Consider the following 26,726-nt stretch of genomic DNA (forward strand, 5'->3'; position numbering starts at 1 on the left):
AACATGCTTCCACCCGCTGAACGACGGTTTTTAAGGGTTAACAAGATAGCGATTGTTTCGATATTCCTGGTAATCCTTGCAGGTGGTGTGGTGCGTAGTACGGGTTCGGGCATGGGGTGCCCAGACTGGCCCAAGTGCTTTGACAGGCTGGTTCCTCCAACAGACGAATCGCAATTGCCGCTGGGTTACGAGGAAAGGCACATAGCCGGACGCAAGGCAAAAAATGAACGTTTCGCCGGTATGCTTGAACGGTTCGGCAATAAGGAGCTGGCCGACCGTATCCGGCACGATGAAAGTATCCTCAGGCATGAGGAGTTCAACGCCGCGAAGACGTGGACAGAGTATATCAACCGATTGGTGGGTGCGGTAACGGGGATATTGGTGTTGCTTACCGCTATTTGCTCCATTACGTTCTTTAAAACAAAGCGATCCATCTTCGTTTGGAGTGTGATCAATGTATTTGCGCTCGGGTACCAAGCGTGGTTGGGGTCCATTGTGGTATCCACCAACCTCATGCCCTGGATCATCACGGTGCACATGCTGTTGGCTTTGGTCATTTTGGGCATTAGCATCTATACCTACTTCAAGGTAAGGGCAATGCGCGATAAGGACCTGCTGGTCAATCACACGTCACGTTGGATAAAGCCGTTGGCCGTTTTTTCCTTGCTGTTGATTGTATTGCAGGTGGCCATTGGTACCGGTGTACGGGAGGAAATTGATCTGATAGCGTCTTCGGGCAACTCGCCCGATCGGAGCGAGTGGTTGGAGCAGGTGAGCGGGGTATTTGAGATACATCGCAGTTTGGCTTGGCTATCGAGCATTGCAATCGTCGTACTGTTTTTTGTGGTACGTTCGCGGTTCGCCGCCAACACCCATCAGAGCCGGTTTACGAATTTGTTGCTTATAATGTTGGTGTTGCAACTGGTGAGCGCGCTGGTGCTGGCCTACTTAGCGATGCCTCCATATGCACAGACGGTCCACCTAATGGCGGCCTGCTTGTTGTTTGGAACGCAGTATTACGTAATGCTCCTATTGAGCGCGGTGCCGCGTAAGGGCATTTTATAATTTGAAAGAGAGTGAATGAAACCTGCCATGTAAGGGCTCGGTACAAAAGGCGACGAAAGTGCAGGTTCCATGAGGCCATTGAGAATAGATTGTTTTCGAATGAATATATCGGATAATGACATACAAGCCAAGAAACACGGGGGAAATGTCGTTGTGCACAAACATCATCGGGGGGCGGCGCTCGTAGAGGTGAAGCAGTTTGTAGACGACTTGAAGAAGCTGGTCAAAATGCGATTGACCATGACGGTGGTGTTTTCTGCGTCCATTGCATTCCTTATTGGCAGTAAACAGCAAGGCGATATTAATTGGCTCAATTGGGCGATACTGACACTTGGTGGTTTTCTGGTTACGGGTTCGGCCAATGGTTTCAACGAGATTATCGAACGCGACCTGGACAAGCTGATGAAGCGTACCGCCGACCGGCCAATCCCTGCCGGTCGCATGACCACGGGGCAGGCGCTGGTGCTGAGTTTGCTGATGGGGATTGCAGGTACATACACGCTGGTTACGCTCAATTTCATGGCGGGTGTACTATCTGTTTTTTCCATCATCCTTTACGCCTTTATCTATACACCGCTGAAGCGAAAGTCGCCGATTGCGGTATTCGTTGGAGCTTTTCCCGGAGCACTCCCGCCGTTGATCGGCTATTACGCGGCTTTCAGCCAAAACGACTTGGCACTATATAGCCAAACAAACGCCGCTGCGATTGTTATTGTCCCCTTGGTTTTGTTTGCCATCCAGTTCGTGTGGCAGTTCCCGCATTTCTGGGGTATTGCCTGGGTACTCGATGAAGATTACAAGCGGGCAGGATTCCGGTTATTGCCCACCACGCGCCGCGACAAGGTATCGGCATTCATGGTATTGTTTTCAACCTTACTGATGGTGCCGGTGAGCTTGCTGCCGTACTACTTCGGGTTTGGTGGCATTGCCGTATCGTTGGTGTCGCTTGCCGGCGCGTTGCTATTCAGCTGGTATGGTCTGAGGCTATTTATCAAGTGTGATCTAGCATCGGCGCGAAAGGTTATGTTTACGTCGTTTTTCTATTTGCCACTCATCCAGTTGGTATTGCTGTTTGATTTTGTAGCGTTATGATAGCCATGGTACAATACACCCAAAATAAAGAAGATTTGGTGCAGCAAAAGGCGAAGAAATTCAACCTTTGGCTTGGCATGATTGGGATGTTTATGATGTTTGCTGCGCTGTCCAGCGGTTTTATTGTCTACACGGCAGGCGGAGTGGATCGGGGCATCAAAACCATATTGCCCGATGCATTTATTTACAGTACCCTACTGATTGTGGCGAGCAGTGTAACCATGCAGCTTGCCTATGTAGCTGCAAAGAAGACACGGTTTGCCCGGCAGAAGCTGTTGCTTATGGTAACGCTTTTATTGGGGGTCGGCTTTTTTGCCGTCCAGGTATACGCTTGGGGTGTCCTCACGGGCAGGGGCGTTGTATTTGTGAATAACAATGCATCCCAATCGTTCATCTATGTCTTTACAGGTATGCACCTGGCGCACATTATTGCGGGGATTATCGTGCTTGGCCGTGCGTTGGTAGGGCGTCTGCAAGGGGTGAAGCAAGTAAGTAATGTCTTCCGGATGGATCTGGCCACGCTATTCTGGCATTTTCTAGGCTTTTTGTGGATTTATATTTATGTTTTTTTACTTTTGAACCAATAATACTGAACAATGAGTACAACTGTAACGGAATTAGATAAGGTAAAAACCGGACGATGGAACGGTGGTAGGTCGCCTTTCAATGTGGAGTACGGCAAAATCATGATGTGGTTTTTCCTTACGTCCGATGCATTTACATTTTCCGCATTTTTGATCTACTATGGCTCGCAACGGTTCGCCCACATGACTTGGGTGGATCCGGATAAGGTGTTCCAGTCGATCCCTTTTATTGCAGACTACGGCTATCCGTTGGTATTTGTGGGCATCATGACGTTTATCCTCATCATGAGTTCGGTAACGATGGTATTGGCCGTAGAGGCGGGGCACCGTAATTCAAAAAAGGAGGTGGTCGGTTGGATGATCGCGACCATTATCGGTGGATTGATGTTTATTGGTTGCCAGGCATTGGAATGGACACACCTGCACCATGCCGGTTTCTGGTGGGGAAGTATTCCGTCCCAGGAGGGCGTGTCGCCAGAGGTTACGCTGGCCCCGTATTTTTCGAAAGACATTTCGGAAGTATCTGCTCTGCAGTTTGCCAATCTTTTCTTTACCATCACCGGTTTCCACGGTTTCCACGTATCCGTGGGGATTTTGTTGAACATCATCATCCTCGGTATGACGCTGGCAGGCACTTTTCAACGTCGGGGCAGCTACCTGATGGTAGAGAAGGTGGGGCTATACTGGCACTTTGTAGATTTGGTGTGGGTATTCGTGTTTACGTTCTTTTATTTGGTATAAACAATTAAAGCAGTTATTGAAAAATTATGGCTTCTCATCATCAAGATCATACAGTAGAACACGCAGAAGGGCAGCACCACGAGGGTATGACCAAGGGCAAGATTTGGCGCGTCTTTTTTTACCTACTGGCGCTCACAGCGTTGGAGTTTTTTATCGCGTTGGTATTGGTGCACGGCGGCGTGGTGCAAAAGGGGCTCGCAGTGAATGCTGTTTACATCGTACTTACGCTGGTTAAGGCATATTATATCGTAGCCTATTTCATGCACCTTAAGTTTGAAACTTTTGGGTTTATCATGTCTGTGGCTGTCGTGTTCCTGTTTATCATTTACTTCATCGCACTGATGCTTACTGAGGGCGGATACCTACACACACATTACAATCCGTTCCCCCACTGGGCCAATCCGCAATGACGAACACTGCGAATACCAGCGGTATAAAGAAAATCTTAATCCTGGCAACCATCTTAATCCTGCCAGGATTTTTATATTTTTTACTGGAAAGGAAAGGCGAAAACCGCTACCAGAACCTGCCTATCTATGGCGAGAAAACTCTGACAGGTACATTCACCAACAGGATGGGGAAGCAGGTACCCGATACGCTTTTTCACCAGATCACGCCTTTTTCGCTCACGGACGCCCACGGTGACCCCGTATCGGTATTGATGAATGATACAACCATATCAGTAGTTAATTTCTTCTTTACGCGCTGCGCCACCTTCTGTAAGCATATGAACGATGAAATGAATCGGGTAGCAGAGCGTTTTGCCGGTAATGGAATGGTGAACTTTTATACCCTCACGGTAGACACGGTTTATGATACACCGGAGGTACTCAGGGCATACGCCGAGGTTTACCAGCCCGACACCAAGAAATGGCATTTCCTAACCAGCGGCGAGGATGACGTATACGAAATCGCCCGAAATGGTTTCCTGGTCGATGCGGTACGGGATACAACGCGTGAAGCGAACTTCATCCACAGCTCGTCACTCATATTGGTAGATTCCAAACGGCGCATCCGGGGGTATTATGACGTCAACACGAAGAAAGAAGTAGACCGATTGATTGACGAAGTTAAATTGCTGTTGGTGCAGGAGATTAGGGAGACCAGTCCGTATTGAGTTTGAGATGTGAGATTTGAGACGTGAGATTTGAGCAAAAAGCGAATAGCAAAGAGCAATGAGCAAAGAGCAGAAATACAACAGGTGGATTGTTATCCTGTCCGTCGCTATTCCCGTAGTCGTAGCCATCCTGTTTGGCGTTAATCTACGGGATTTGGGGTACGATGTGAAACCGCTGACCTTCCTGCCCCCGATTTATGCTACGATAAATGGCTTGACGGCCGTATTGCTGATTGCGGCGGTAGTGGCTATCAAGAACGGCCAACAAAAGGTGCACGAAACATTGGTGAAGATATGTATCGGTTGTTCGGCGGCATTTCTGCTGATGTACGTAGCGTACCACATGACGGCCGAGTCGACGCCTTTCGGTGGCGAGGGCACCATCCGCTACATATATTTCTTTATCTTGATTTCCCATATCCTGCTTTCGATCGTTGTGATTCCTTTTGTATTGATTACGTTTGTCCGCGGCTTATCGGGCGACTTTCTACGGCATCGGAAATTGGCCAAGTATACATTTCCCCTTTGGCTGTATGTGGCGGTTACCGGCGTGGTGGTGTATTTAATGATCTCGCCGTATTACGGAAGTTGATGCGTGCATCAAAAAGCTGTAACTTTGTGCCATGCAACGTATTTGGATATATCAGGCCGATCGGCAACTGACTCCTGCCGATAAGGCGAAGGTACTCGATAAATTGACCCTCTTCACCGCCGAATGGAAGGCACATGGCCAGCCGCTCGCCGCGAAGGCCGAAATCCGTTATGATCGCTTCATCATCCTGATGGTGGATGATGCCATTGCACCGCCAACGGGCTGTTCCATCGATAAATCCGTCTACCTACTTAAGGAAATAGAAAAGGAAACCGGGTTGAACCTCTTCGATCGCCTGCAGATGGCTTACCGGCAAGGGGACCAAATCGTCGTTGCCCCGCGCAATGAGTTTGAACGTCTTATCGCCGCCGGTGAAGTAAGCGGTGACACCGTCGTGTTCAACAACCTGATTACAGACTACCCCGAGCTGGAAACGCATTGGGAGGTGCCGTTGAAAGAAAGCTGGCATGCGCAGGTTTTTTTAATTGACAGTTGACAATTGGCCATTAACCATTAATTTAAGGAATTTCACTATAACCCATATACCGTACAATCGTATTGGCTTTGCGGTTAATAAATGCTGTCGGTTTTGCCGGTGACCATCGGCGCGGGTTGGGTAATACGGCAACAATCAACGCAGCCTGCCGCTTGGTAAGGCTTTGCGCCGATTTGCCAAAATAATGCTGGGTGGCCGCCTCAGCACCGTATAATCCGTCTCCCGTTTCAATCACATTGAGGTATACTTCCAGGATGCGTTTCTTGCTCCAGAACAGTTCAATCAATAACGTAAAATAGGTTTCGAAGCCTTTCCTTATCCACGATCGGCGGGGCCACAGGAATACATTCTTGGCGGTCTGTTGGCTAATGGTGCTGCCGCCACGCAGCCTGCCGCCGTCTTTGTTGCGCTGGTAGGCATCAGCGATAGCTTTGCGATCAAGTCCCCAATGCTCCATGAAACGGGCGTCTTCGCCGGCAATGGCGGCACGCTTCAGGTTATCCGACAGGTCGTCGTAACGTATCCATTTCTTCGTGATTTTCCATTCCTTGCCGTCGGCTTTTCGCTCAATGCCACGCTGCACCATTAGCCAGGTGATGGGCGGATTGATGACGGCGAGCAGGATCACCCACGCAAAGGTGATGATAAAAAAGCCAGCAACGACCCGCAGGGACCACCGGAGGTATTTGTTTTTAACCCTCGGGATGTACTGCATTATCCCTTTTTGCTTACGTCTTCGTTTTCGTTTGGTTACCATGGTCTTCCTGTGGCGAATATACGAATACCGTTTGCCAAATCACGCCAATAATCCTATTTTTACCCCCTTGACATGGCAAAGACAGCAAGTAAGGCGGTGAAAAACGCGGCGAAGAAAGAAACCCCATTAATGCAACAGTACAACGCCATCAAGGTGAAATACCCCGGAGCGTTGTTGCTTTTCCGCGTGGGCGACTTTTATGAGACATTCGGCGAGGATGCCATCAAGGCCGCCGGTATTCTCGGTATCGTGCTGACCAAGCGGGGCAATGGCAGCGAGTCGGAAACCGCGTTGGCCGGTTTTCCGCACCACTCGCTCGAGACATACCTGCCAAAACTGGTGCGCGCCGGCCAACGCGTAGCAATATGCGACCAACTGGAAGACCCCAAGACCACCAAGACCATTGTAAAGCGCGGTGTAACCGAACTGGTAACGCCGGGGGTTTCCTATAACGATAACATCGTCCAACAGAAATCCAACAATTACCTCGCGTCCGTCTTTTTCGATAAACAGGCCGTAGGGGTGTCTTTTCTTGATATTTCCACGGGTGAATTTCTGGTAGCACAGGGTACAGCGGCTTACATTGATAAGTTGCTCCAAGGGTTCAAACCGACGGAAGTCATCATGGGCAAACGCCAATACAAATCGTTCATCGACCAATTCGGTAGCCAGTTCTATACGTACGCGCTTGATGAGTGGGCATATACCGGCGACTATGCCACCGAAACCTTGCTTAAACACTTCGAGGTCAAATCGCTGAAAGGCTTTGGCGTGGATCGTTTGCCGCTGGGTATTGTGGCGGCGGGGGTAGCGTTGCACTACCTCAATGAAACCGAGCACCGCAACCTGCAGCATATATCGACCATTTCGCGTATCGAGGAAGACCGCTTCATGTGGCTCGACCGCTTCACCATCCGCAACCTCGAATTAGTGGCATCGGCAAATGAACAGGCTGTTACATTGGCCGATGTGATGGACCAAACCGCGTCGCCCATGGGTGCACGACTGCTGAAGCGCTGGATGGTGATGCCACTGAAAGACCAAAAAGCCATTACCGAACGGCTTGAGGTAGTCGACTACCTGTATCGGCACGGAGAGCTCCGCGAGGAGTTGATCCGCGAAATCAAACAAATCGGCGATCTGGAGCGGCTTATCAGCAAGATCGGCCTCCAGAAGGCCAACCCCCGCGAAGTTGTCCAACTCAAACGGGCGCTGTATGCGATCGATGCACTGAGGGAACGTATCGGCAATATATCGGTGGCTGCGCTCAACACCATTGCCGACCAGCTCAACGCCTGTACCCCGGTCCGCGAACGCATCGAAACGCAGTTGCAGCCGGAACCGCCGGTTGCGTTGAATAAAGGGAATGTCATTGCCGATGGAGTGAACAGCGAGCTTGACAAGCTGCGAGAAATTGCCTTCGGTGGGAAAGATTATCTGCTCGCCATCCAAAAGCGTGAAGCGGAAGCCACGGGCATCCCGTCGCTTAAAATAGCTTTTAATAATGTGTTCGGCTATTACCTGGAGGTGACCAACGCCCACAAGGACAAGGTGCCGGCGGAGTGGGTACGCAAGCAGACGCTGGTCAACGCAGAGCGGTACATTACCGAAGAGCTAAAGACCTACGAAGACCAGATACTGGGCGCTGAGGAAAAGATTCAGACACTGGAAGCCCGGTTGTACGGCGAGCTGGTTGCGGCCGTTGCCGAATACATTAAGCCGATACAGCTTGATGCCCAGCTCGTGGCCCGGCTGGATGTACTGCTTAATTTTGCCGTGATTGCGGAGCGGAACCATTATGTGAAGCCCGCGATCGACCTGAACAATGCAATCGATATCAAAGGCGGCCGCCACCCGGTCATTGAGCAAAACCTACCGGTAGGCGAAGATTATATTACCAACGATGTTTTTCTCGACAACGATACCCAGCAGATCATCATCATCACGGGACCCAACATGGCGGGTAAATCCGCCCTGTTGCGGCAGACTGGACTGATTGTGCTCATGGCACAGATGGGTAGTTTTGTGCCGGCCAAGGAAGCACGCATAGGGTTGGTCGACAAGATATTTACCCGCGTGGGTGCGTCAGATAACCTGTCGTCGGGCGAGTCGACCTTCATGGTGGAGATGAACGAGACGGCCAGTATCATGAACAACCTCTCCGATCGGAGCCTCATCCTGCTCGATGAGATCGGACGGGGTACGAGTACCTACGATGGCATATCCATCGCATGGGCCATCGCGGAGTTCCTCCATGGTCATCCCACGGCAAGGGCAAAAACGCTCTTTGCCACCCACTATCACGAGTTGAACGAACTCGCTACTTCTTTCCCGCGGATCAAGAATTTCAATGTGTCTGTAAAGGAAGTAGCGAATAAGGTGATTTTCCTCCGCAAGCTGGTGCCGGGTGGCAGCGAACACAGTTTCGGTATCCATGTGGCCAAGCTGGCCGGTATGCCACCCAGGTTGCTGCAACGTGCCAACGAAATCCTCAAGCGGCTGGAGCAGGAGCGCACCGGGGGCGAGCACATCAAAGATAGCATCAAGAAAATCCAGAAGCAGGCCTACCAGTTGCAGATGTTTTCAATCGACGACCCCATCCTTGCAAAAATCAGGGATATGCTCAACAACCTCGATGTGAATACGCTGACCCCCGTTGAAGCGCTGATGAAGCTGGATGAGATCCAGCGGCTGTTGAAAAATTGACCTACGATTTCTGGTCTTGCTTAAACCTTGGCATCACTTCTGCTGTCTTACGGGTAGGAGTTTGTTTTGTATGTTTCACGTAAAAGATTGATGCCATGAAAAAGTTAGCCATCGTAATCGCCGCCTTCGCCTTTATTATGGGCACCACTTTGGAAGCCGACGCGCAGGGGCGGGGCAAGGACCGTAGAGGTAAGCAAAAGAAGGAATATGTAAAGCACCACCAGAAGCAGGAAAAAGCCTACTGGAAATATGCAAAAAAGCGTGACCATGAATACCGCAAGTTTTATGAGAAACGTGATCGCGAATACAGGAAATACATAAAGCAGAAAAGACACCACTATCGTGACCACGACGACTGGTACTATGGTAAGCGGTTCTACCACCGGAGCGAATATGTGTATTTCCCTAAGTACCGTACTTACTATGACCCCTATCGGCGGGGGTACGTATACCATCGAAACAATGCCTGGGTATTTGCCCATACCATGCCGTCTTTTATGATGGGTGTGAATATTGGTGGACTGAATGTGCAGTTTATGGCCAATCTGCCTCTATAACAACGCAATCGTCATTCAGGAGAAAGGTGCTGAGCACCAGTTCGGTATCTTTCTCTTTTTCAGAAGCGTCGCCGGCCAAACGGATTGGTATTTATTTAAACTTTAGCTAAGTTTGCAAAAAAGGCCAACACATGTCCAAAACCGTTATTAAAGCCGCAACCGTTGTCAATGAAGGGAAGATAGACACCTGTGATGTCTTGATCGTTGATGGCCGTATTGAAAAAGTAGCTCCTCAGCTGGCTGTCGTTGCAGACGTTGAAATCAATGCCGAGGGGTTGCATCTCTTGCCGGGCCTGATCGATGACCAAGTGCATTTCCGTGAACCGGGGCTTACCTATAAGGCAGACATTTGGCACGAAAGCCGCGCTGCTGTAGCGGGTGGCACCACCTCATTTATGGAAATGCCCAATACGGTGCCCAATACGCTCACCCAAGCGCTCCTGCAAGATAAATATGACGTGGCCGCGCGTCAATCGCTGGCCAACTATTCGTTCTACATGGGCGCTGCCAACGATAACCTAGACGAAGTACTCCGTACCGATGCGAAAGAGGTATGCGGCATCAAGGTGTTCATGGGGTCGTCTACCGGCAACATGCTGGTGGATGACGAGCATACGCTTCAAAGTATATTCGCCAGTTCGCCCATGCTCATCGCCACGCACTGCGAGGACGAGGCGACCATCCAACAAAACCTGGCTCGATATAAAGCGACCTATGGCGATAAGCTTACTCCCGATATGCATCCCCTTATCCGGTCGGCAGAAGCATGCTACATCTCCTCTTCCCGCGCGGTTGGCTTGGCGAGGAAGCATGGTACGCGACTCCATATCCTGCATATTTCTACCGCTAAAGAGATTGGCTTGTTCGAAAGCAATATCCCCCTCGCTGATAAACGAATTACGGCGGAAGCGTGTATACATCACCTATGGTTCAGTGATGCCGACTATGCCGAAAAAGGCAATTTCATCAAGTGGAACCCGGCAGTAAAGACAGCTGCGGACCGCGAGGGCGTATGGGCCGCCGTACTTGATGGACACATAGACGTTATCGCTACCGACCACGCACCACATACGCTGGCGGAGAAATCGCAGCCCTATGGTCAGGCACCGTCGGGTGGTCCGCTGGTGCAGCATGCCCTGCAGGCGCTATTGGATATGTACCACGGTGGCCGGCTCACGCTGGAACAACTGGTGCAGAAGGGTGCTCACAACGTGGCCACCTGTTTTCAGGTAGCGGAACGTGGCTTCGTACGCGAGGGGTATTGGGCCGACCTCGTGTTGGTCGATCTGAATAAACCCTATACCGTGAGCCGGAGTAACCTATTATCCAAATGCAGGTGGTCACCGTTTGAAGGGTATACGTTTAAGTCCACCATCACCCATACGTGGGTGTCGGGTAAGCTGGTATATCAACACGGAGAGTTATTGGAAAAAGGCAGCGGCCAACGGTTGTCGTTTGATCGCTAGTCATTCGTAAAGAGAATATGGATAAACGTACCTTCATCAAAACATTGGGCTTGGGCATGGCGGCATTGCCTATATCCACCAGTGGTCCCGCCATCGTACGCCATTACCGGCCGTCCATTCATCCGCCTACCATCAAAAAGGGAGACACCATCGGGGTAATTACCCCTTCGTCGGCATTGGTCGACGACGAAGGGTACCGTATTGCCGAAGCAAATTTCGAGGCATTGGGTCTTCGCCTCCAGTGGGGCAAGCACGTGGGCAAGAAATACGGATACCTGGCCGGTAAAGACGAGGAGCGCATTGCCGATCTGCACGATATGTTTGCAAACCCCCAAATAAAAGCCATTGTATGCCTGCGTGGGGGCTCCGGTGCCGCGAGGCTACTCGATAAACTGGATTATGGACTCATTGCCCGTAATCCAAAGATTTTTCTGGGCTATAGCGATATTACCGCTTTCCACCAAGCTATCTATACGCAAACGGGACTGATCACATTCCACGGGGCCGTGGCAAACAGCCGGTGGACACCCATGGTACTCGATCAGTTCGAGCAGCTGTTTTTCCGAGGCAAAGCACCCGTATATTCGGCCAATCAGCGACCGGTACGGACGCTAACACCGGGAACCGCCGAAGGGCGGTTGCTGGGCGGGAACCTCACTGTTTTGACCGGTATAGCGGGTTCCCGGTATTATCCGGACTTTGCTGATAGCATCCTTTTTCTGGAAGATATCGGTGAAGAGCCTTACCGCATCGATCGGATGTTCAGTCAGTTGGCTCTATCCGGTGTGTTGCAGCGCATCAAGGGGTTTGTTTTCGGGCGGTGTTCGGACTGTGAGGCATCGAATCCGCGCAGCTCGTTGACGTTGGACCAAGTACTGGACGATTACATCAAGCCGCTGGGGATCCCTGCCTACCAAGGTGCGTTGATCGGGCATATGGATGAGCAGTTCATCCTACCGGTAGGGGCAAGAGCGCGTATCGACGCAGACAGGGGAGTGATTGCCGTTACTGAAAACATTTTCCCCGCCGGCTAGTTAATCGTATCATGAAGCATGTTATCCACTTATTGACCATTGTCCTGGTCTCGGCCGCCTGCGAAGGGGTGGGTCAGGGGCGGATTACTTACCAGCCGGATACCGCTATGCTGGCAAAGGCGTTTGAAACCTATCGGGAAGCGACCATCAACAACCGTCGCTTCAAACATGCCGATATCGAACCACTTATCCTTAAGCGGTTAGGCGGTAACGCTTTTGAAGTAACGCAGTTAGGCGTTTCGGTGCTTAAAAAGCCCATCTACCAACTCAAATATGGTATAGGCCCCAAACGGGTGATGCTTTGGTCGCAGATGCATGGCAATGAACCCACAGCTACCATGGCGCTGATGGACCTGTTTAACTTCCTGGAGGCATCGGGCGACGGGATGGATAGCATACGCAACCTGTTGAAAGCGCAGACGAGTCTCTATTTTATTCCGATGCTCAATCCGGACGGTGCGGATGTATATACCCGGCGCAATGCGATGGACGTGGACCTGAACCGCGATGCCCGTTCGGGAGCTACGGTAGAAGGCCGTCTATTGATTAACGCCGCGAAAACTGTGCGGCCCGATTACGGGTTCAACTTGCACGACATGCATATTTACTACAATACGCCCGGTACGCCCACCCCCGTAACCATAGCACTGCTGGCTCCGGCATACAACGAGGAGCGTGAAATCAACGAAGTGCGCGGCGACGCGATGAGAATAGCGGCCGGAATAAACCAATTGTTGCAGGGTTATGTGCCAGGAGGCGTGGCGAAATATGACGATACCTATTCGCCACGGGCGTTTGGCGACAATTTCCAAACGTGGGGCACGCGCACGGTACTGATTGAGTCGGGAGGGTACAAAGGCGATCCTGAAAAGCAGTTCATCCGCAAGCTTAACTTCATCGTCATCCTCAATGCGCTGATTGAAATCGCTCAGGGCAGTTATGCGCAGTACGATATCGAATCCTATGAGTCGATTCCGTTTAGCGACTCCAAGCTCTCGGATGTGTTGCTGCGGCATGTCAGCGTTTCCCGCGATTCGATGGAATATACCGTAGACTTGTCCATTAACCGCAATGAATATACGGTAGATAGTGAATACTACGTGCAGTCGCGCATCAGCGACGTGGGTGATTTGGGAGAGAATTTTGGCTACGCGGAGCTAGATGCTGTTGGTTATCACTTCATGGCGGGGAAGATTTACCCAAGGGTGTTTGATCGTGTAGGTGACGTGTCGATGGAGCAGGCAATGGATCTGTTGCGACAGGGCTATTGTGCTATCCAATTGGCACAGATGCCCGAAAATCGCCATCATGGACTGCCAATGGTTGCCTTTTACCAGCAGGCACCTGGTACCGCCGGCCCGCATTTGGGTAGGGCAGCCAATTTTTTCCTTTCAAAAGACGGTGAGCCCGTGTACGCAGTGATTAACGGCTACCTGATCGATCTTGCGGCCGCGCCACAGGAAACATTTAAAAACTATGTGCAGTGACCGAGGGTCGGCACGCAAGGTCAACAATCAACCAAACGGGTTGTTGGCCCGCCCAGCGTTAGCGATTTTAGTATAACGGTTGAACACCCCTGAAATCACCGAATAGGCCCTTTAGCCAGTCAAAAAAAAAAGCCGATGCCTGTATCGGTGGGATTTTTGATAACTTTATCCTTGAAATATTTATAAATCTATCAAGAACGATGTTAAAAATAATAGTGACAGCTTTTTGGCTATGTGTGGGGACCTTATGGGTACTGGGACAGCCATCTGGTACCGGCAAATCTTATTCAGCAGTGAAAGGAAGTGACGAACTCTTGTTGAGCAACCCCGACGGGAAGCCTTTGCTTACCTATCGGTACACGGTGAAGCCTCCGCCGCCGGGTGTGGACGAAGCCTACGGCCGTGCTGGATATATCCACCCGTTGCAGACAATTGCCGGTAAAGTGCTTACCCATATTCAACCGGCAGACCATTATCATCACTATGGCCTTTGGAACCCGTGGACGCATGTGGAGTACAAAGGGAAAATGTACGACCTGTGGAATATCGGGGATAAAAAAGGGACGGTCCGCTTCGTAGACTTCGCCGAGATTTTTCAGGATAAAACGCATGCTGGTTTTGAAGCGATACACGACCACGTTATTTTTGATGATGGCCGCGAGACTGTCATTATGAAGGAAAACTGGCGTATTGCTATTTCGCAGCTAGACGCAGATAAGTATGCCGTGGATATCCGGTCAACGCTGGTCCCTACGACCGATGCGGATGTGGTATTGAAGGAATACCGGTATGCCGGGCTCGGACTCCGCGCAACGCCCGAATGGACCAACACGAATAGCGGCGTGCTCACCTCGACCGGCAAAACCCGCAAGGATGCGGATGGCTCCTTGGAACGCTGGGGGATGATGTACGGCCAATTGGGGGATAGCGAAGGCGGCGTGCTTTTCCTCTCGCACCCCGACAATTACAATTCTCCCGAGCCCATACGAATATGGCCTGAAAACGCCAATGGCGGACGGGGAGACCAGTTTTTTAACTTTGCTCCGACCAAAAATATGGACTGGATATTGGAAGCAGGAAAAACATATACCCTGCAATACCGGCTGGTCATTTTCGACGGCAAGTTGTCGGCTGCTGAAGCCGAGCAATTATGGCAAACCTTTGCCAATTAAGACGATTACCCATTTTACTGAAACAATATTTTTTAAGACAATTATGAGATCTAACTTTTTTTCACGGTTAACGCGGGTGGCGTTGTTGAGCCTGCCACTGTTCCTGTTTGCTGGCGTGCTTTCTGCGCAATCGGTAAAATGGAAAAAGATCAACGTGCTGGTTTACACCAAAAACGGCGTCGGGTTTGTGCATGATAACATCGAAAATTCCATCATTGCACTTAAAGCATTGGGAGAACAGCATGGATTTTCGGTCGATGCTACGGAAGACCCGTCGGTGTTTACCGATGAAAACCTGAAAAAGTACGATGCATTGGTCTTTTCGAATACCAACAACGATGTTTTTGATACCGATGCGCAGCGCGTTGCGCTGATGCGTTATATCCAGGCGGGGGGTGGTTTTGTGGGCATCCACTCGGCGTCTGGCACCGAGCGTAGTTGGAAATGGTTCAAGCAGTTGCTAGGTGCCACCTTTTACTGGCACGATAAGTACCAGCCATTTACGGTCAACATCATCGACGCCAAACACCCTTCGGTAGCCCACCTGCCACGCAAATGGGTACGGGTGAAAGGCGATGAGTTTTATTACCTGAAGCAAATGCATGTAAATCTGCATGTGGTAGCGGTCAATGACGCCACCACACTGCAAGGCGAAAACAATCGGCGTTTGGATACATTCGGCGATGCCTTTCCGTCGGTTTGGTGCCACGAGTTTGATGGTGGCCGTTCATGGTATACGTCGCTTGGCCACGGCAAAGAAGATTATATGGACGAGGAATTTAGGAAACACCTCCTCGGTGGCATCGAGTGGGTGGTAAAAGGGAGCAAGAAAAGAGATTACAGTAAAGCCTATGCAACCACCCCGCAAGACGAAGTAAGAGAACGTTAATTATTAATATTGAAATCGTAAAAATTATACGTCATGGATAAACAAAACAAGCACTTAAATAGGCGGACGTTCATCAAGCAAACCGCGGGTGGTGCGGCCCTGTTGGCAGCCGCGTCCACTTTTCCAACCATCGTGCCGGCATCGGTATTTGGAAAAAATGCACCCAGCAACCGTATCAATATCGGGCAGATCGGTTTTGGCCGCATAGCCAAGTCACATGACCTGCCCGAAGTGTTAAAACACGATTACGTACGCTTAGTAGCCGTGGCCGATGTGGACAGTAGCCGGGCAGCGGCAGGCAAAGAATGGTTGGAACAACAGCAAGCAGCGAAGAACGGCGGGAAATCGCCCGTCGATGTGAAAACGTACGGCGATTACCGCGACTTGATCGCCAGTAAAGATGTGGATGCGGTGGTCATCAGCACGCCAGATCACTGGCATGCACAGCCCGCCATGGAAGCGGCGATTGCGGGAAAGCATATTTATCTACAGAAACCCACGTCGCTTACCATACAAGAAGGGCGTATGATGGCCGAAGCGGTAGCGCGTAAAGGCGTGGTATTCCAATTGGGTAGCCAGCAGCGCTCGGTTCAGCCGTGGCCCCAATTTAAACGTACATGCGAATTGGTACGCAACGGCCGTATCGGTACCATCAAGCGGGTTATTGTCGGCCTTCCCGGCGACCCGGCAGGGGGAGATCCTACCGAAATGCCCGTGCCAGCGAACCTCGACTACGACCGTTGGCTGGGTTCCACGCCACTGGTGCCCTATACGCTTGATCGTGTCCACTCACAAACTAACATCTATGACCGTCCAGGTTGGTTACGCTGTGAGCAATTCGGCGCAGGTATGATTACCGGGTGGGGATCACACCACATCGATATCGCCCATTGGGGGCTGGGTACCGAGTTGAGCGGCCCGTTGGAAGCCGAGGGTTGGGCAGACTTTCCCACCAGTGGTTTGTGGAATGTGCACGGCGATTTCGAAGTACAGATGCTGTACCCGGGCAATGTAGTGATGCAGATCAGCGGGAAGAATCCCAATGGCGTACGATTCGAAGGGACGGAGGGATGGATTTTCGTATCTCGGGGTAACGTGGGGGTCACGGCAACCGATCCGGGTGCTGCCGACGGTAAGGAAAACGAGGCTTTCAAAGCAAGTGACAACAAGATACTCCAATCAGTCATTGGCGAAAATGAAACGAAGCTGTATGAAAGCCCGGAGCAACACCAGAATTGGCTGGAGTGTATCCGCAACGGCAAGCAGACCATCAGCCATGTGGAAATAGCGCACCGCTCGGGATCAGCTTGCCTAATTGCCCACGCCGCCATGAAACTGGGACGCAAACTTCGGTGGGATGCTACCAAAGAACGGTTTATCGGTGATGACGAGGCCAATGCACTGCTTTCCCGTCCGCAACGATTCCCCTATGGTACGTCGCATGTCAAAGGGTAATTTTTAGTTGATAATTGACAGTTGATAGATAAAAATAGATGAACAAACAAACAGGACTGCTTATGTTGATGGCAGCGGTATGCCTTTCGGCGTGTGGCCCTCGCGAAGACGATATGCAGCGAAAGGAAATTCAATTAATTACCGTAGCCCCTGGGCATTTCCATGCCGCCTTGGTGCAAAAAAGCATGTATCCACAAGTGGATAGTGTGGTGCATGTGTATGCGCCCGAGGGTACCGAGCTGAAATCCCATTTGGCATTGATTGACCAATACAATACACGCCAGGAAATGCCGACACGCTGGAAAGAGGTGGTATACACGGGCGCTGATTTCCTGGAAACGATGCTGAAAGAGCGTAAAGGCAATGTCGTCGTATTGGCGGGCAATAACCGCGATAAAATAGACTACATCACACAGTCTATCGATGCTGGTTTGAACGTACTTGCCGATAAACCCATGGCCATCAATCCGGAAGGTTTCTCAAAATTGGTTGACGCCTTCGCGAAGGCAGAGGAGCGTGGTGTTTTGCTTTATGATATCATGACCGAACGCTACGAAATCAATACCATGCTGCAAAAGGAGTTATCGCAGGTTCGCGGGTTTTTCGGTGAGTTGGAAAAGGGCACGCCAGATAATCCCGCCATTACCAAGGAGAGCGTACACCATTTCTTTAAGGAAGTGTCGGGCAAGCCGTTGGTACGCCCCGCGTGGTTTTATGATACGCGGCAACAGGGCGAGGGGCTCGTTGACGTGACTACCCACTTGGTGGATTTGGTGCAATGGGAGAGCTTCCCGGATGAGATTATCGATTACGGACAGGACATCGAACTGGTATCCGCCAGGCGATGGCCAACGGTCGTGACACCGGCCCAATTCGAGCGATCAACCGGGCAACCGGAGATTCCGGCATTTTTAGCCGAGTCGGTCGATGAAGCGGGTAACCTCGCTGCGTATGCCAATGGTGAGATCAATTATACGCTGAAAGGAGTGCATGCCAAGGTATCGGTCATCTGGAACTTCGAGGCCCCGCAGGGTACGGGCGATACGCACTACTCCATCATGCGCGGCAAGTATGCCAACTTGATTATCAAGCAAGGTGCGGCCGAACAATACAAGCCCGTGCTGTATGTGGAATCGACAGGCGAACGGGATGCCACGGCATTTGAAGCCACCCTCGCCCAAGCGGTCGAGCAATTGGGCGCAGATTACAAAGGACTGTCGTTTGAGCAACTGGCTCCCGGGCGGTATCGGATCAGTGTAGACCCATCCTTGGTGACTACGCACGAGGAGCATTTTGCGCAAGTGGCCGAGAAATACCTGGGCTTCCTGCAATCGGGAACGATGCCTGAGTGGGAGGTGCCCAATATGATTGCAAAGTATTACTTGACAACGAAGGCACTCACGGAAGCGGAAACGGTAACGGCTCCTTAGCTTAGCTTATTTTTGGCCCATTAGTCGGATGCCGATGCCCGGAGTACGGGGCAGCATGACCTTGCCATCAACTACTTCCATGCCGCGGTAAAGATCGTTGTTGATAAGTAGCGCGCCATCGAGGTCGGCCCAGTCTACCACAGGCGATAATTGGGCAGCAGCGGAGATGGCGCACGATGTCTCCGTCATGCAGCCCAACATGACCTTCATGCCGAGTGCCCGCGCCAATTCCGCCATTTGGTGCGCCTCGCGCATCCCGGTACATTTCATCAGTTTGATGTTGATGCCGCTATACACACCATGCGCTTTGCGCACATCGTGGAGGCGCTGTACCGCTTCGTCGCCAACAGTGGGTATGGGGCTGTTTTCCGTAAGCCAGGCGTTGTCGTCCACCTGCTCTTTGGGCATCGGCTGCTCGAGGAATATCACACCGCGTTCGGCAAGCCAATGTGCCATTTCCAGCCCTTCTTCCCGGCGTTTCCACCCTTGGTTCACGTCGGCGCAAAGCGGCTTGTCCGTAACCTCGCGTATCGTCTCGATCATCATCTTGTCCGTATCGAGCCCGAGTTTCACTTTGAGTATCTTGTAAGGTGCAGCCTCTCGCACTTTCTGCCGCACCATATCCGCCGTGTCGATGCCGATGGTGAAGGATGTGTGGGGCGTATCGGCAGTGTTGTATCCCCATATCCGGTGCCACGGTTGGTTCATGAGTTTGCCCAAGAGGTCGTGCAGCGCTATGTCAACCGATGCTTTGGCTGCCGTGTTTTTCGGTGCAAGCTGGTCGATATAAGCGAGCATATCGGCCGTATGGAAAGGGTCGTTGAATCCCGAAAGGTCTACCCGGTCCAGAAACGTCCTTACGCTTTCGTGCGACTCGCCCAAATACGGTGGCATGGAAGCCTCTCCGTACCCGACTACTCCATCGTATTCCAGCTCGGTAAGGACAACAGGTGTGGTGCTGCGCGAACCGGCAGCGATGGTAAACACGTGCCGGAGCTCAAGGGTGTAGGGACGGTATCTCAGGGTAAATTTGCCGGATTTTCGCAAGGTTGTTTGCATGGTTGTCGGTGTTTTTTTGTGTGGCCTAATAGAATGGGTTTGTTGATACGGATTGCAAACCAGGGTCCTCCTGCCCAATGTACCTTCGTGCACTTACCAAGGTGCGCGATTGGAAGTCGCTATAATTGGGTGCACTTGGGAGCATGCTGTTGATGCGTACCGTGCCGGCAGCATGAATAAACTCGCCGTTTCCCAAGTATAGCGCTACGTGGGTAATGCGTGCGTCGGGCGACCGTCCGTTGCCCGAGGCAAAAAAGAGCAAATCAGCCGGGCGCAGGTTTCGGAGCGCTTTGTCCGTGTCTAGTTCGCCTGCCGACAAGATATCAATTGGCTCACCAGCGAGTACCTGTTGAGACGCATCCCGTGGAATGATGACACCGTTCATGAAAAAGGCTGTTTTGGTGAAGCCACTGCAGTCAACACCTTTCACCGAAGTGCCCCCCCACAGATAAGGGACACCCATCATGGATTTGGCAATGTCCAGTACGTTTCCGGCGGTTACATCACGGGTGCTCAGCCACTCGTCAAAAGGACGGGCCAATTTATTGTCGATGTAAGCTAGGCGTCCATCCGGATATTGTACCTGGTAAAAGCCAGCCGACTGGTCCAGGGCAATCAGTAAATCGCCCATCACCAAGTCCGATACGCGCAGCGATTGGATGTCGGGCTGAGTGTAGGAGTGCCCGAAATCGGCTGTAAAGATGATTTTCTTCGCCGATTTCCACTGCTTCGCTTGGTTGGCAGCCAAGGGCGTAACGGACGATGTGCTCACCCATGCGATGTATCCTTCTGGTGTGCGGACGCGGTAGTAGCCATCCTGCCGCTGCAGCAAATCAACCGTGGTGCCCAATAAGACCTGCGACGCCAATTCGGCCTGGTTCCGCGGCATAACCCGCAAGTTAGCTACGGAGAGATTGACTACGCCCGAAACATTCTCGCCCACACTGCTATCGGGCAATAGATTTATCGTTATATTTGTTTCGGAGATGTGATAATCGGCAAGCCTTTGGGAGAACAGCTTCAGCGCCTCCGCTTCCGTCGTGGTGATTGTGTAGGAGGGCGTTGCGTTGTCCAGTCGCTGCAACTCGAAAAGAGCCGTACGTTTGTCTGGGGCATGTTGGGTTTTTATTTCTTCAACTATTTGCGTGATTTTGCTGTATTCGTCCGAATCCTGCAAATCGACTTGCGCATAAACTGTTAGACCGAAAAAGCAGTAAAATAATGGTAACATAAATGTATAGTGGGTTTTCATCATTGGGTGCGTTTCATACGAAGTTAAGCGATAATTCGTTATTGTACAATTTTTTATGATAAAAATCACCTTTACGGATAAAATACTGCATGAACGTGCATGTCGGCGTTACCTTTCGGTACGGAAAGCAATAGGCTATAAGTCTGCACGCTTAGTGCAAACCGCAAATAGCAAACCGCAAAAAACACAGAAAAATGATCGATAGGAGAACATTTATAAAAGCAGGCACCATCGGCGCTTCGGTACTTTCGATAGGCGGGCTTGCAACGGCCGGCGGTGCCGGGGCACGCACGAGCGGTGCTATCAACAAGCCCATTGTGATCTCCACATGGGATTTCGGTGTGGCTGCCAACCGTGCCGCTTGGGCGGTGTTGAAGAACGGCGGGGCCGCACTGGATGCAGTGGAGGCCGGTGTACGCGTGCCGGAAGCTGATTTATCAAACTTAACGGTCGGTAAAGGGGGATATCCGGATCGCGACGGCCATGTTACGCTTGATGCGTGTATCATGGACGATCAAGGCAACTGTGGTTCCGTTGCCGCGTTGGAGCATATCGCCCATCCGATTTCAGTGGCACGATTGGTGATGGAGAAGACCCCCCACGTGATGCTTGTAGGTGACGGCGCTCTGCAGTTTGCCCTGCAAAATGGGTTTGAGAAAGAACAGCTCCTTACGCCGAAAAGCGAAGCCGCTTGGAAGGCTTGGCTCAAAGAAGGCAAATACGAGCCCGTTGTCAATATAGAAAATAAGTCGTTTACCACCGATAAACTGCCCGGTAACCAGTATAACCACGATACGATCGGCATGTTGGCGCTTGATAGCGATGGTAACCTCTCGGGGGCGTGCACAACCAGTGGTATGGCGTTTAAAATGCGTGGCCGGGTGGGTGATAGCCCCATTATCGGGGCCGGATTGTATGTGGATAACGAAGTAGGCGGTGCTACGGCAACGGGGGTAGGCGAGGAGGTAATCCGCACGGTAGGCAGTTTCTTGGTGGTTGAGCTGATGAGGCAGGGGCTATCTCCGCGCGATGCTTGCCGTGAAGCGGTGGAGCGCATCATCAAAAAGAAGCCCGAAACCGCCAAGGAAATCCAAGTTGGCTTTCTGGCGTTGAATAAACAGGGTGAGTACGGAGCGTTTTCGCTTCAGAAGGGCTTTTCATATGCTGTCTGCGACGCGCAACAGCAAGACTTGCTCGTGGATGGGGAACATGTTTTCTGATAGGACGATTTGACGATGGAGCCCGGATTTGGTGGATGTAGGGAGCCCGGTGAGTATCTGTTTTCTGGTTAGACAGGAGAGTCGGCAAAAAGCAAAAGGCAAAAAAGCAAACAGCAAACAGCAAAAAGCAAACAGCAAGAGGCAAACAGCAAAAAAGCAAAAAATGGTAGCAACGTTTGGAGGTGGGTGCTTTTGGTGCACCGAAGTGATTTTTCAGCAACTGGCAGGGGTTGCGCATGTGCGCCCGGGTTATATGGGTGGCAACCGTGCACATCCTACCTATGAGCAAGTTTGTAGCGGAGCCACGGGGCACGTGGAGGTGGTACAGATTGACTATGACGAGCAAACCGTGGCTTACGAAGCACTCTTGGCGGTTTTCTTCAAAACACACGACCCCACTACCCCTAACCGACAGGGTAATGATGTGGGCACACAATACCGGTCGGCAATCTTCTACCATGACGAAGAGCAGCGTATGGCAGCGGAGGCGTTCATCAGCCAACTATCGGCCCATGAAGTGTACGACGAGCCGATCGTTACCGAGGTTGTCCCGGCCCAACCTTTTTATGAAGCGGAGGACTACCATCACGATTATTTTAACAATAACCCGCAAAATCCGTATTGTGCGGCAGTAATCGCCCCGAAACTTCAAAAGTTCTTGAAAAGCCGGGGTGGTTAGGTCACTTCTACCCAATAGATGAAGAATGCTAAACCAAATTATCGAATAAGGAGCCGCGTGGTTTTCACGCTGTTGGTTGCAATGGTATCGGCATCGATTCGTCTAGATGCATCGCCCTACCACTATGCCCAAGTGTTGCCAGGGATAGACAAACATCACGCGATGATCAATCAGGCAACCAAAGATCCTTTCGGGATGGTGTGGATGCTGTCGGGTGGATTGATTTCCCGTTTTGACGGGGTTTCTGTCATTGCTTTTGCGAAGCTATATGGCAAAGAGCTGCCGTTTTATGAAGCCGATGGTTTGCACGCCGATCCGTGGGGGCGCTTGTGGATCAGCACCCGTAACGGCCTTGTATTATTTGATTTGAATACGTGGTCGTTCGTAGACCGGGGCCATCCCTTGGGCGAGCTGGTTGGCCGACAGGTGGTTTCTTTCTTTGCTGCTGACGATGCATTCTATATAGCCGATAGGCGCGGCAATGTGTGGCTTGTGAATGAACACGGCAAGCGGGCGCTTTTCCAGTTCGATCCGTATGCTGTTTTTGAGCGCCGCCCCGTGGGTAGGTTGCTCGTGGCCGATCATGATCGGCTTTGGCTGGCCTTCGGCGATAATCTGTACGGGTATGACCTGGCGACCGGCAAACAGACTGTTTCGAGGTTTCCGGCGGGATTGTTCAGTCGCATGGAGGACCTGATGCCTGTGGCTGGCGGGGTATTGGTCCGGATTTACTCGCAGGGCTACTACGTGTGTGATGGAGAGGCATTCCGTGCGTTGCCGCGGTCTATCTTCCGCACAACCGATTTTACCAACTGGAACCACTGGTCGTTTGAAACAAAAGACAAGGTGGTCATTTTCCATGAGACCCAATATTTCGAATTTAGCCGGGATACCGCGTTCCGGCTATTGACCTCCGGTACCCACCAATTCAACGAACACATCCTGTACAAACGGCTCAATGGGTGGCAACGGGCTGGCGACGAATGGTTGTTATGTACCGACCATGGGTTGTACAGCGTATTTCCGGCAAAGTTAAAGTTCGATTTCATTGATTGCGGTAGCGCGCGGGGCATGATGAAGCAGCATGGAACTTATTATTTCGGCGGCTACGGCTACCTCGATGCACTACCCGAGGGAGGCGAGGTAGCGCCGTTTACCCAAGCGCCGGAAAACAATTACTATGCGTTCCTCGCTTTATCGCCCGACACGACCTGTATTGCATTGGAAGGTGATTTCCTCACGTATTTCGTCCGTGGCAAGTTGGTTCCTGCCCCTCTCCATGTTCCACCTGGAACCGGCGAACGTTTCACGGGGATGGCGTATTGTGTAGTCAACTATGCATCCGATACGCTTTTGGTTGGCACGTACAATGGGATATGGAAATACGCCCGGCAGACGGGGGAAGTAATGCCCTTGGTATGCCCCGCATCGGGGTTCTTCAGCCGCGGCATGCGTGTGCAATCGCTGTCGGTGCATAACGGGGGCATTTCATTTACCACGGATCGGGGCTTTTTTACGTGGGAGAACGATCATTTCCGCAAAGTCTATCCCGCTGGCCACGTTGATTTGAATGTTTATACCCACGTGCGGCACGACGACACGGTTTATCTGGCGACGAAAGGCCAAGGGCTTATTATGATCGATAACCACGGCCACCCCAGCCAGATGATCAATGTGGAGAATGGCATGGCAAGCAATACCGTGTATCAGATGGCCTGGGTGGGCGGAGCATTGTTCATGGGTACCCACGAAGGCTTATCGGTACGGGAAAACGGTAGGATTTTTAACTATTACCATACCGACGGACTGCCGTTCGAAGAGTTCAACCACCAGGCAACCTTTTACGATGCCGAAACGGATCGGCTATTTATGGGGGGCATAGGTGGCTACATCTCGTTTGAGCCGGAGCAGTTGCTGCGGGCTGCGGATGTCGTTATTCCCAGTCCGCAACTTGCCGCTATACGGCTCGGGATTCGTTCCAATCGCTACGTAGAAAACTATGGGCGGCAACAGTTGGGCGATACGCTCGAGCTCCCATCGGATGCAGCGTGGTTTTCGATGGATTTTGCACGCCCCGATTCGTACCGCCAAGTATATCGGATGTTGTTTAAGATCGTGCCGTTAATGAATGAGTACCAAGAAATGCCCGCTTCGGCACAGATTAATCTGTCGGGCTTATCTGCAGGCGAATACCACGTGTCGGTAAAGATGGAGGCCGCCAACGGCGGTGGCGTGGCATCCGAGCATACGTGGCTGGTTTCCAAGGTGCCTGTTTTTACGGAAACGCTGACTTTCTACGTGTCATTGATCCTTTTTATTGGCGGCGTGTCGGGCTATATCGTGTACGAACGGGCGCGAAAAGTCAAGGGTGAAGAACGGCTCCGGAAACGGATCTCGCGCGATTTGCACGACGAAGTGGGCGGATTGCTGACGGGCATATCTATGCAGACAGACCTCCTTCGCCTTAAAGATGGCCATACCCCTTCCATCGAATCGATTGGGAGCTATAGCCGGGAAGCTATCCAAATGATGGACGATATCATCTGGGCCGTGGATTCGCGCAACAACCAGCAAGGTAGCCTGAGTGACCGTATGAAGTTCCTTGCAGCTCAATTGCTGGAGCCGACGGACGTCGTGGTCAATTTCGACATCGACCAGCGGGATGACCGGAAAATTTCGCAGAAAATACGGCAGAATCTCTACTTGATTTTCAAAGAAGCCCTACATAATATCTGCAAGCATTCCACGGCGAAGACCGTCTATATCAAACTACACCACACGGGTAGCCACATAGAATTGGTTGTCCGCAACGATGGCACCGGCAAGCACCAAGCGGAACGGCTTACCGGCCGTAAGGGGCATGGCCACCGCAATATGCAATTGCGTGCCGAACAGCTTGGCGGAACGTTTACGGGTGGGCCGGATCATGCTGGCTATCAAGTGTCGGTCGTGGTACCCACCCGTAGTCGTTTTTTCGCGAATCCCTTTAACTATTTGGGCTAGTCATGGACACGTGGGTAATCGCTTTCGGGATGGTGGGTATTATATTCAGTGCATTGGGTATTGTACTACGGGCCATCGATTACCAACGGCGGCGAGAACTGGCCGAGCTGTTGCTCAGCGTGGCTTTGTTTGCCATTATGTGGTACGCCTTCATCTACATCATGATACTCACGGGCTACGTGGCGCGTATTCCCAACCTCTACAACAAAGGTATTCCGATGTATTACTTGGTCGCACCCTGCGCATATTTCTACGTGCAGCTTAAACTGCAGCAAACGCACAAGCTGCCACGCCATTGGTATCTCCATTTAATCCCGTTTATAGTCGGTCTCATCGATATTATGCCGTATGCCATCGCCAGCGCCGCCGAAAAACAAGCGCTTATGGCACGGTTGGTAAGCAACATACGTACAGGATTTGAGCATGAGTATGGATTTATCAACCAGCAGTGGCATTACGTGGCCCGGTTATTATTGGCATTTGTTTATTTGTTGGCACAATGGCGTTCGTTGTTTATGGCAGATACGGAGGATGGCAGGATATCCAAGCGGCTTCTATTTTCATTGTATATGCTTACGATCATCTATTCGCTGTTTGTCGCAGTGCAGGTGAGCATGGTGCTGAATATATTGTTTAACCGCGTACAGGCATCCTACATCCTGAAAGATGCCCACCAGCTCATTTGGGTAAGCGCACTTTACCTCCTATTCAGTATATGGGTGTGTTTTGGAGCTCGGCTTCGGCCCCGGAGGTAGTCGTTACTGTTTTGGAAAACTACCCCAAACGGGTAGTACAACCGTTTTCGAAACCAATTACCTTTACACCATCATTGAAAAACACTATTCCTGTCGCATTGGAATAATTTTACACTAC

Annotated in this window: 24 protein-coding genes; 21 read left to right on the forward strand and 3 right to left on the reverse strand. The window is 51.4% G+C overall.

The window, feature by feature from the left end; translation table 11 throughout:
* Positions 1 to 3: 3 nt before the first annotated feature.
* The 8 genes from ACEVG1_RS10210 (at position 4) to ACEVG1_RS10245 (ending at position 5,687) form a co-directional block, all read left to right on the forward strand.
* The gene (locus tag ACEVG1_RS10210; protein ID WP_374743559.1) at positions 4 to 1,065 is read left to right on the forward strand and encodes a heme A synthase; all 1,062 of its coding nucleotides are present in this window, start codon (positions 4 to 6) and stop codon (positions 1,063 to 1,065) included.
* A gap of 189 nt (positions 1,066 to 1,254) precedes the next feature.
* Entirely contained in the window at positions 1,255 to 2,157 is a 903-nt protein-coding gene (gene cyoE, locus ACEVG1_RS10215; protein WP_374743589.1) for a heme o synthase, read from the forward strand.
* Positions 2,154 to 2,744 carry a heme-copper oxidase subunit III gene (locus ACEVG1_RS10220; RefSeq protein WP_374743560.1) on the forward strand — a complete coding sequence of 197 codons (591 nt, stop codon included), beginning with the start codon at positions 2,154 to 2,156 and terminating at the stop codon, positions 2,742 to 2,744. The genes cyoE and ACEVG1_RS10220 overlap by 4 nt, the downstream gene beginning before the upstream one ends.
* A 9-nt stretch (positions 2,745 to 2,753) precedes the next feature.
* Positions 2,754 to 3,482, forward strand: a complete 729-nt coding sequence (locus ACEVG1_RS10225) for a cytochrome c oxidase subunit 3 (protein WP_374743561.1) — start codon at positions 2,754 to 2,756, stop codon at positions 3,480 to 3,482.
* Between the two features lie 26 nt (positions 3,483 to 3,508).
* Positions 3,509 to 3,892, forward strand: a complete 384-nt coding sequence (locus tag ACEVG1_RS10230; RefSeq protein WP_374743562.1) for a cytochrome C oxidase subunit IV family protein — start codon at positions 3,509 to 3,511, stop codon at positions 3,890 to 3,892.
* Positions 3,889 to 4,599 carry an SCO family protein gene (locus ACEVG1_RS10235; RefSeq protein WP_374743563.1) on the forward strand — a complete coding sequence of 237 codons (711 nt, stop codon included), beginning with the start codon at positions 3,889 to 3,891 and terminating at the stop codon, positions 4,597 to 4,599. The genes ACEVG1_RS10230 and ACEVG1_RS10235 overlap by 4 nt, the downstream gene beginning before the upstream one ends.
* Positions 4,600 to 4,657: 58 nt before the next feature.
* Positions 4,658 to 5,191: a DUF420 domain-containing protein gene (locus tag ACEVG1_RS10240; protein ID WP_374743564.1), complete on the forward strand. Its 534-nt coding sequence runs from the start codon at positions 4,658 to 4,660 to the stop codon at positions 5,189 to 5,191.
* Between the two features lie 31 nt (positions 5,192 to 5,222).
* Entirely contained in the window at positions 5,223 to 5,687 is a 465-nt protein-coding gene (locus ACEVG1_RS10245; RefSeq protein WP_374743565.1) for an ABC transporter ATPase, read from the forward strand.
* Positions 5,688 to 5,709: 22 nt separating this feature from the next.
* On the opposite strand, the gene mtgA is transcribed toward ACEVG1_RS10245, so the two are convergent.
* Positions 5,710 to 6,402: a monofunctional biosynthetic peptidoglycan transglycosylase gene (gene mtgA, locus ACEVG1_RS10250; protein WP_374743566.1), complete on the reverse strand. Its 693-nt coding sequence runs from the start codon at positions 6,400 to 6,402 to the stop codon at positions 5,710 to 5,712.
* A 114-nt stretch (positions 6,403 to 6,516) separates the two neighbouring features.
* Between mtgA and mutS the strand changes: the two genes are divergently transcribed.
* The 9 genes from mutS to ACEVG1_RS10295 all read left to right on the forward strand — a co-directional run bounded on the left by mutS (position 6,517) and on the right by ACEVG1_RS10295 (position 18,640).
* Positions 6,517 to 9,150: a DNA mismatch repair protein MutS gene (gene mutS, locus ACEVG1_RS10255; RefSeq protein ID WP_374743567.1), complete on the forward strand. Its 2,634-nt coding sequence runs from the start codon at positions 6,517 to 6,519 to the stop codon at positions 9,148 to 9,150.
* 95 nt (positions 9,151 to 9,245) lie between these two features.
* Positions 9,246 to 9,707: a hypothetical protein gene (locus ACEVG1_RS10260; protein ID WP_374743568.1), complete on the forward strand. Its 462-nt coding sequence runs from the start codon at positions 9,246 to 9,248 to the stop codon at positions 9,705 to 9,707.
* 131 nt (positions 9,708 to 9,838) lie between these two features.
* On the forward strand, positions 9,839 to 11,173 hold the full coding sequence (locus ACEVG1_RS10265; RefSeq protein ID WP_374743569.1) for a dihydroorotase: 1,335 nt from the start codon (positions 9,839 to 9,841) through the stop codon (positions 11,171 to 11,173).
* Positions 11,174 to 11,190: 17 nt separating this feature from the next.
* Positions 11,191 to 12,207 carry an LD-carboxypeptidase gene (locus tag ACEVG1_RS10270; RefSeq protein WP_374743570.1) on the forward strand — a complete coding sequence of 339 codons (1,017 nt, stop codon included), beginning with the start codon at positions 11,191 to 11,193 and terminating at the stop codon, positions 12,205 to 12,207.
* Positions 12,208 to 12,218: 11 nt separating this feature from the next.
* Positions 12,219 to 13,694 carry a M14 family zinc carboxypeptidase gene (locus ACEVG1_RS10275; protein WP_374743571.1) on the forward strand — a complete coding sequence of 492 codons (1,476 nt, stop codon included), beginning with the start codon at positions 12,219 to 12,221 and terminating at the stop codon, positions 13,692 to 13,694.
* Between the two features lie 200 nt (positions 13,695 to 13,894).
* Positions 13,895 to 14,866 carry a PmoA family protein gene (locus ACEVG1_RS10280; protein WP_374743572.1) on the forward strand — a complete coding sequence of 324 codons (972 nt, stop codon included), beginning with the start codon at positions 13,895 to 13,897 and terminating at the stop codon, positions 14,864 to 14,866.
* 43 nt (positions 14,867 to 14,909) lie between these two features.
* Positions 14,910 to 15,755, forward strand: coding sequence for a ThuA domain-containing protein (locus tag ACEVG1_RS10285; protein ID WP_374743573.1), 846 nt, complete (start codon positions 14,910 to 14,912; stop codon positions 15,753 to 15,755).
* A gap of 33 nt (positions 15,756 to 15,788) precedes the next feature.
* On the forward strand, positions 15,789 to 17,210 hold the full coding sequence (locus ACEVG1_RS10290; protein WP_374743574.1) for a Gfo/Idh/MocA family protein: 1,422 nt from the start codon (positions 15,789 to 15,791) through the stop codon (positions 17,208 to 17,210).
* 38 nt (positions 17,211 to 17,248) lie between these two features.
* Positions 17,249 to 18,640: a putative oxidoreductase C-terminal domain-containing protein gene (locus ACEVG1_RS10295; RefSeq protein WP_374743575.1), complete on the forward strand. Its 1,392-nt coding sequence runs from the start codon at positions 17,249 to 17,251 to the stop codon at positions 18,638 to 18,640.
* Positions 18,641 to 18,646: 6 nt separating this feature from the next.
* Here ACEVG1_RS10295 and ACEVG1_RS10300 read toward each other — a convergent pair whose 3' ends face one another.
* Together ACEVG1_RS10300 and ACEVG1_RS10305 are read right to left on the reverse strand one after the other, a co-directional pair.
* Entirely contained in the window at positions 18,647 to 19,699 is a 1,053-nt protein-coding gene (locus tag ACEVG1_RS10300) for a dipeptide epimerase (RefSeq protein ID WP_374743576.1), read from the reverse strand.
* A 25-nt stretch (positions 19,700 to 19,724) separates the two neighbouring features.
* Positions 19,725 to 20,930 (reverse strand): NlpC/P60 family protein, encoded by a 1,206-nt coding sequence (locus ACEVG1_RS10305; protein WP_374743577.1) that lies wholly within the window; start codon positions 20,928 to 20,930, stop codon positions 19,725 to 19,727.
* A 215-nt stretch (positions 20,931 to 21,145) separates the two neighbouring features.
* On the opposite strand from ACEVG1_RS10305, the gene ACEVG1_RS10310 reads away from it, so the two are divergent.
* The 4 genes from ACEVG1_RS10310 to ACEVG1_RS10325 all read left to right on the forward strand — a co-directional run bounded on the left by ACEVG1_RS10310 (position 21,146) and on the right by ACEVG1_RS10325 (position 26,608).
* Complete coding sequence (locus tag ACEVG1_RS10310) at positions 21,146 to 22,171, forward strand: N(4)-(beta-N-acetylglucosaminyl)-L-asparaginase (protein WP_374743578.1); 1,026 nt, start codon at positions 21,146 to 21,148, stop codon at positions 22,169 to 22,171.
* Between the two features lie 163 nt (positions 22,172 to 22,334).
* Entirely contained in the window at positions 22,335 to 22,850 is a 516-nt protein-coding gene (gene msrA / locus ACEVG1_RS10315; protein WP_374743579.1) for a peptide-methionine (S)-S-oxide reductase MsrA, read from the forward strand.
* A gap of 18 nt (positions 22,851 to 22,868) precedes the next feature.
* Positions 22,869 to 25,853 (forward strand): histidine kinase, encoded by a 2,985-nt coding sequence (locus ACEVG1_RS10320; protein ID WP_374743580.1) that lies wholly within the window; start codon positions 22,869 to 22,871, stop codon positions 25,851 to 25,853.
* A gap of 2 nt (positions 25,854 to 25,855) precedes the next feature.
* Positions 25,856 to 26,608, forward strand: coding sequence for a hypothetical protein (locus ACEVG1_RS10325; protein WP_374743581.1), 753 nt, complete (start codon positions 25,856 to 25,858; stop codon positions 26,606 to 26,608).
* Positions 26,609 to 26,726 lie beyond the last annotated feature (118 nt).

This window comes from Parapedobacter sp. 2B3 (genome assembly GCF_041925275.1).
Lineage (GTDB): Bacteria > Bacteroidota > Bacteroidia > Sphingobacteriales > Sphingobacteriaceae > Parapedobacter > Parapedobacter pyrenivorans_A.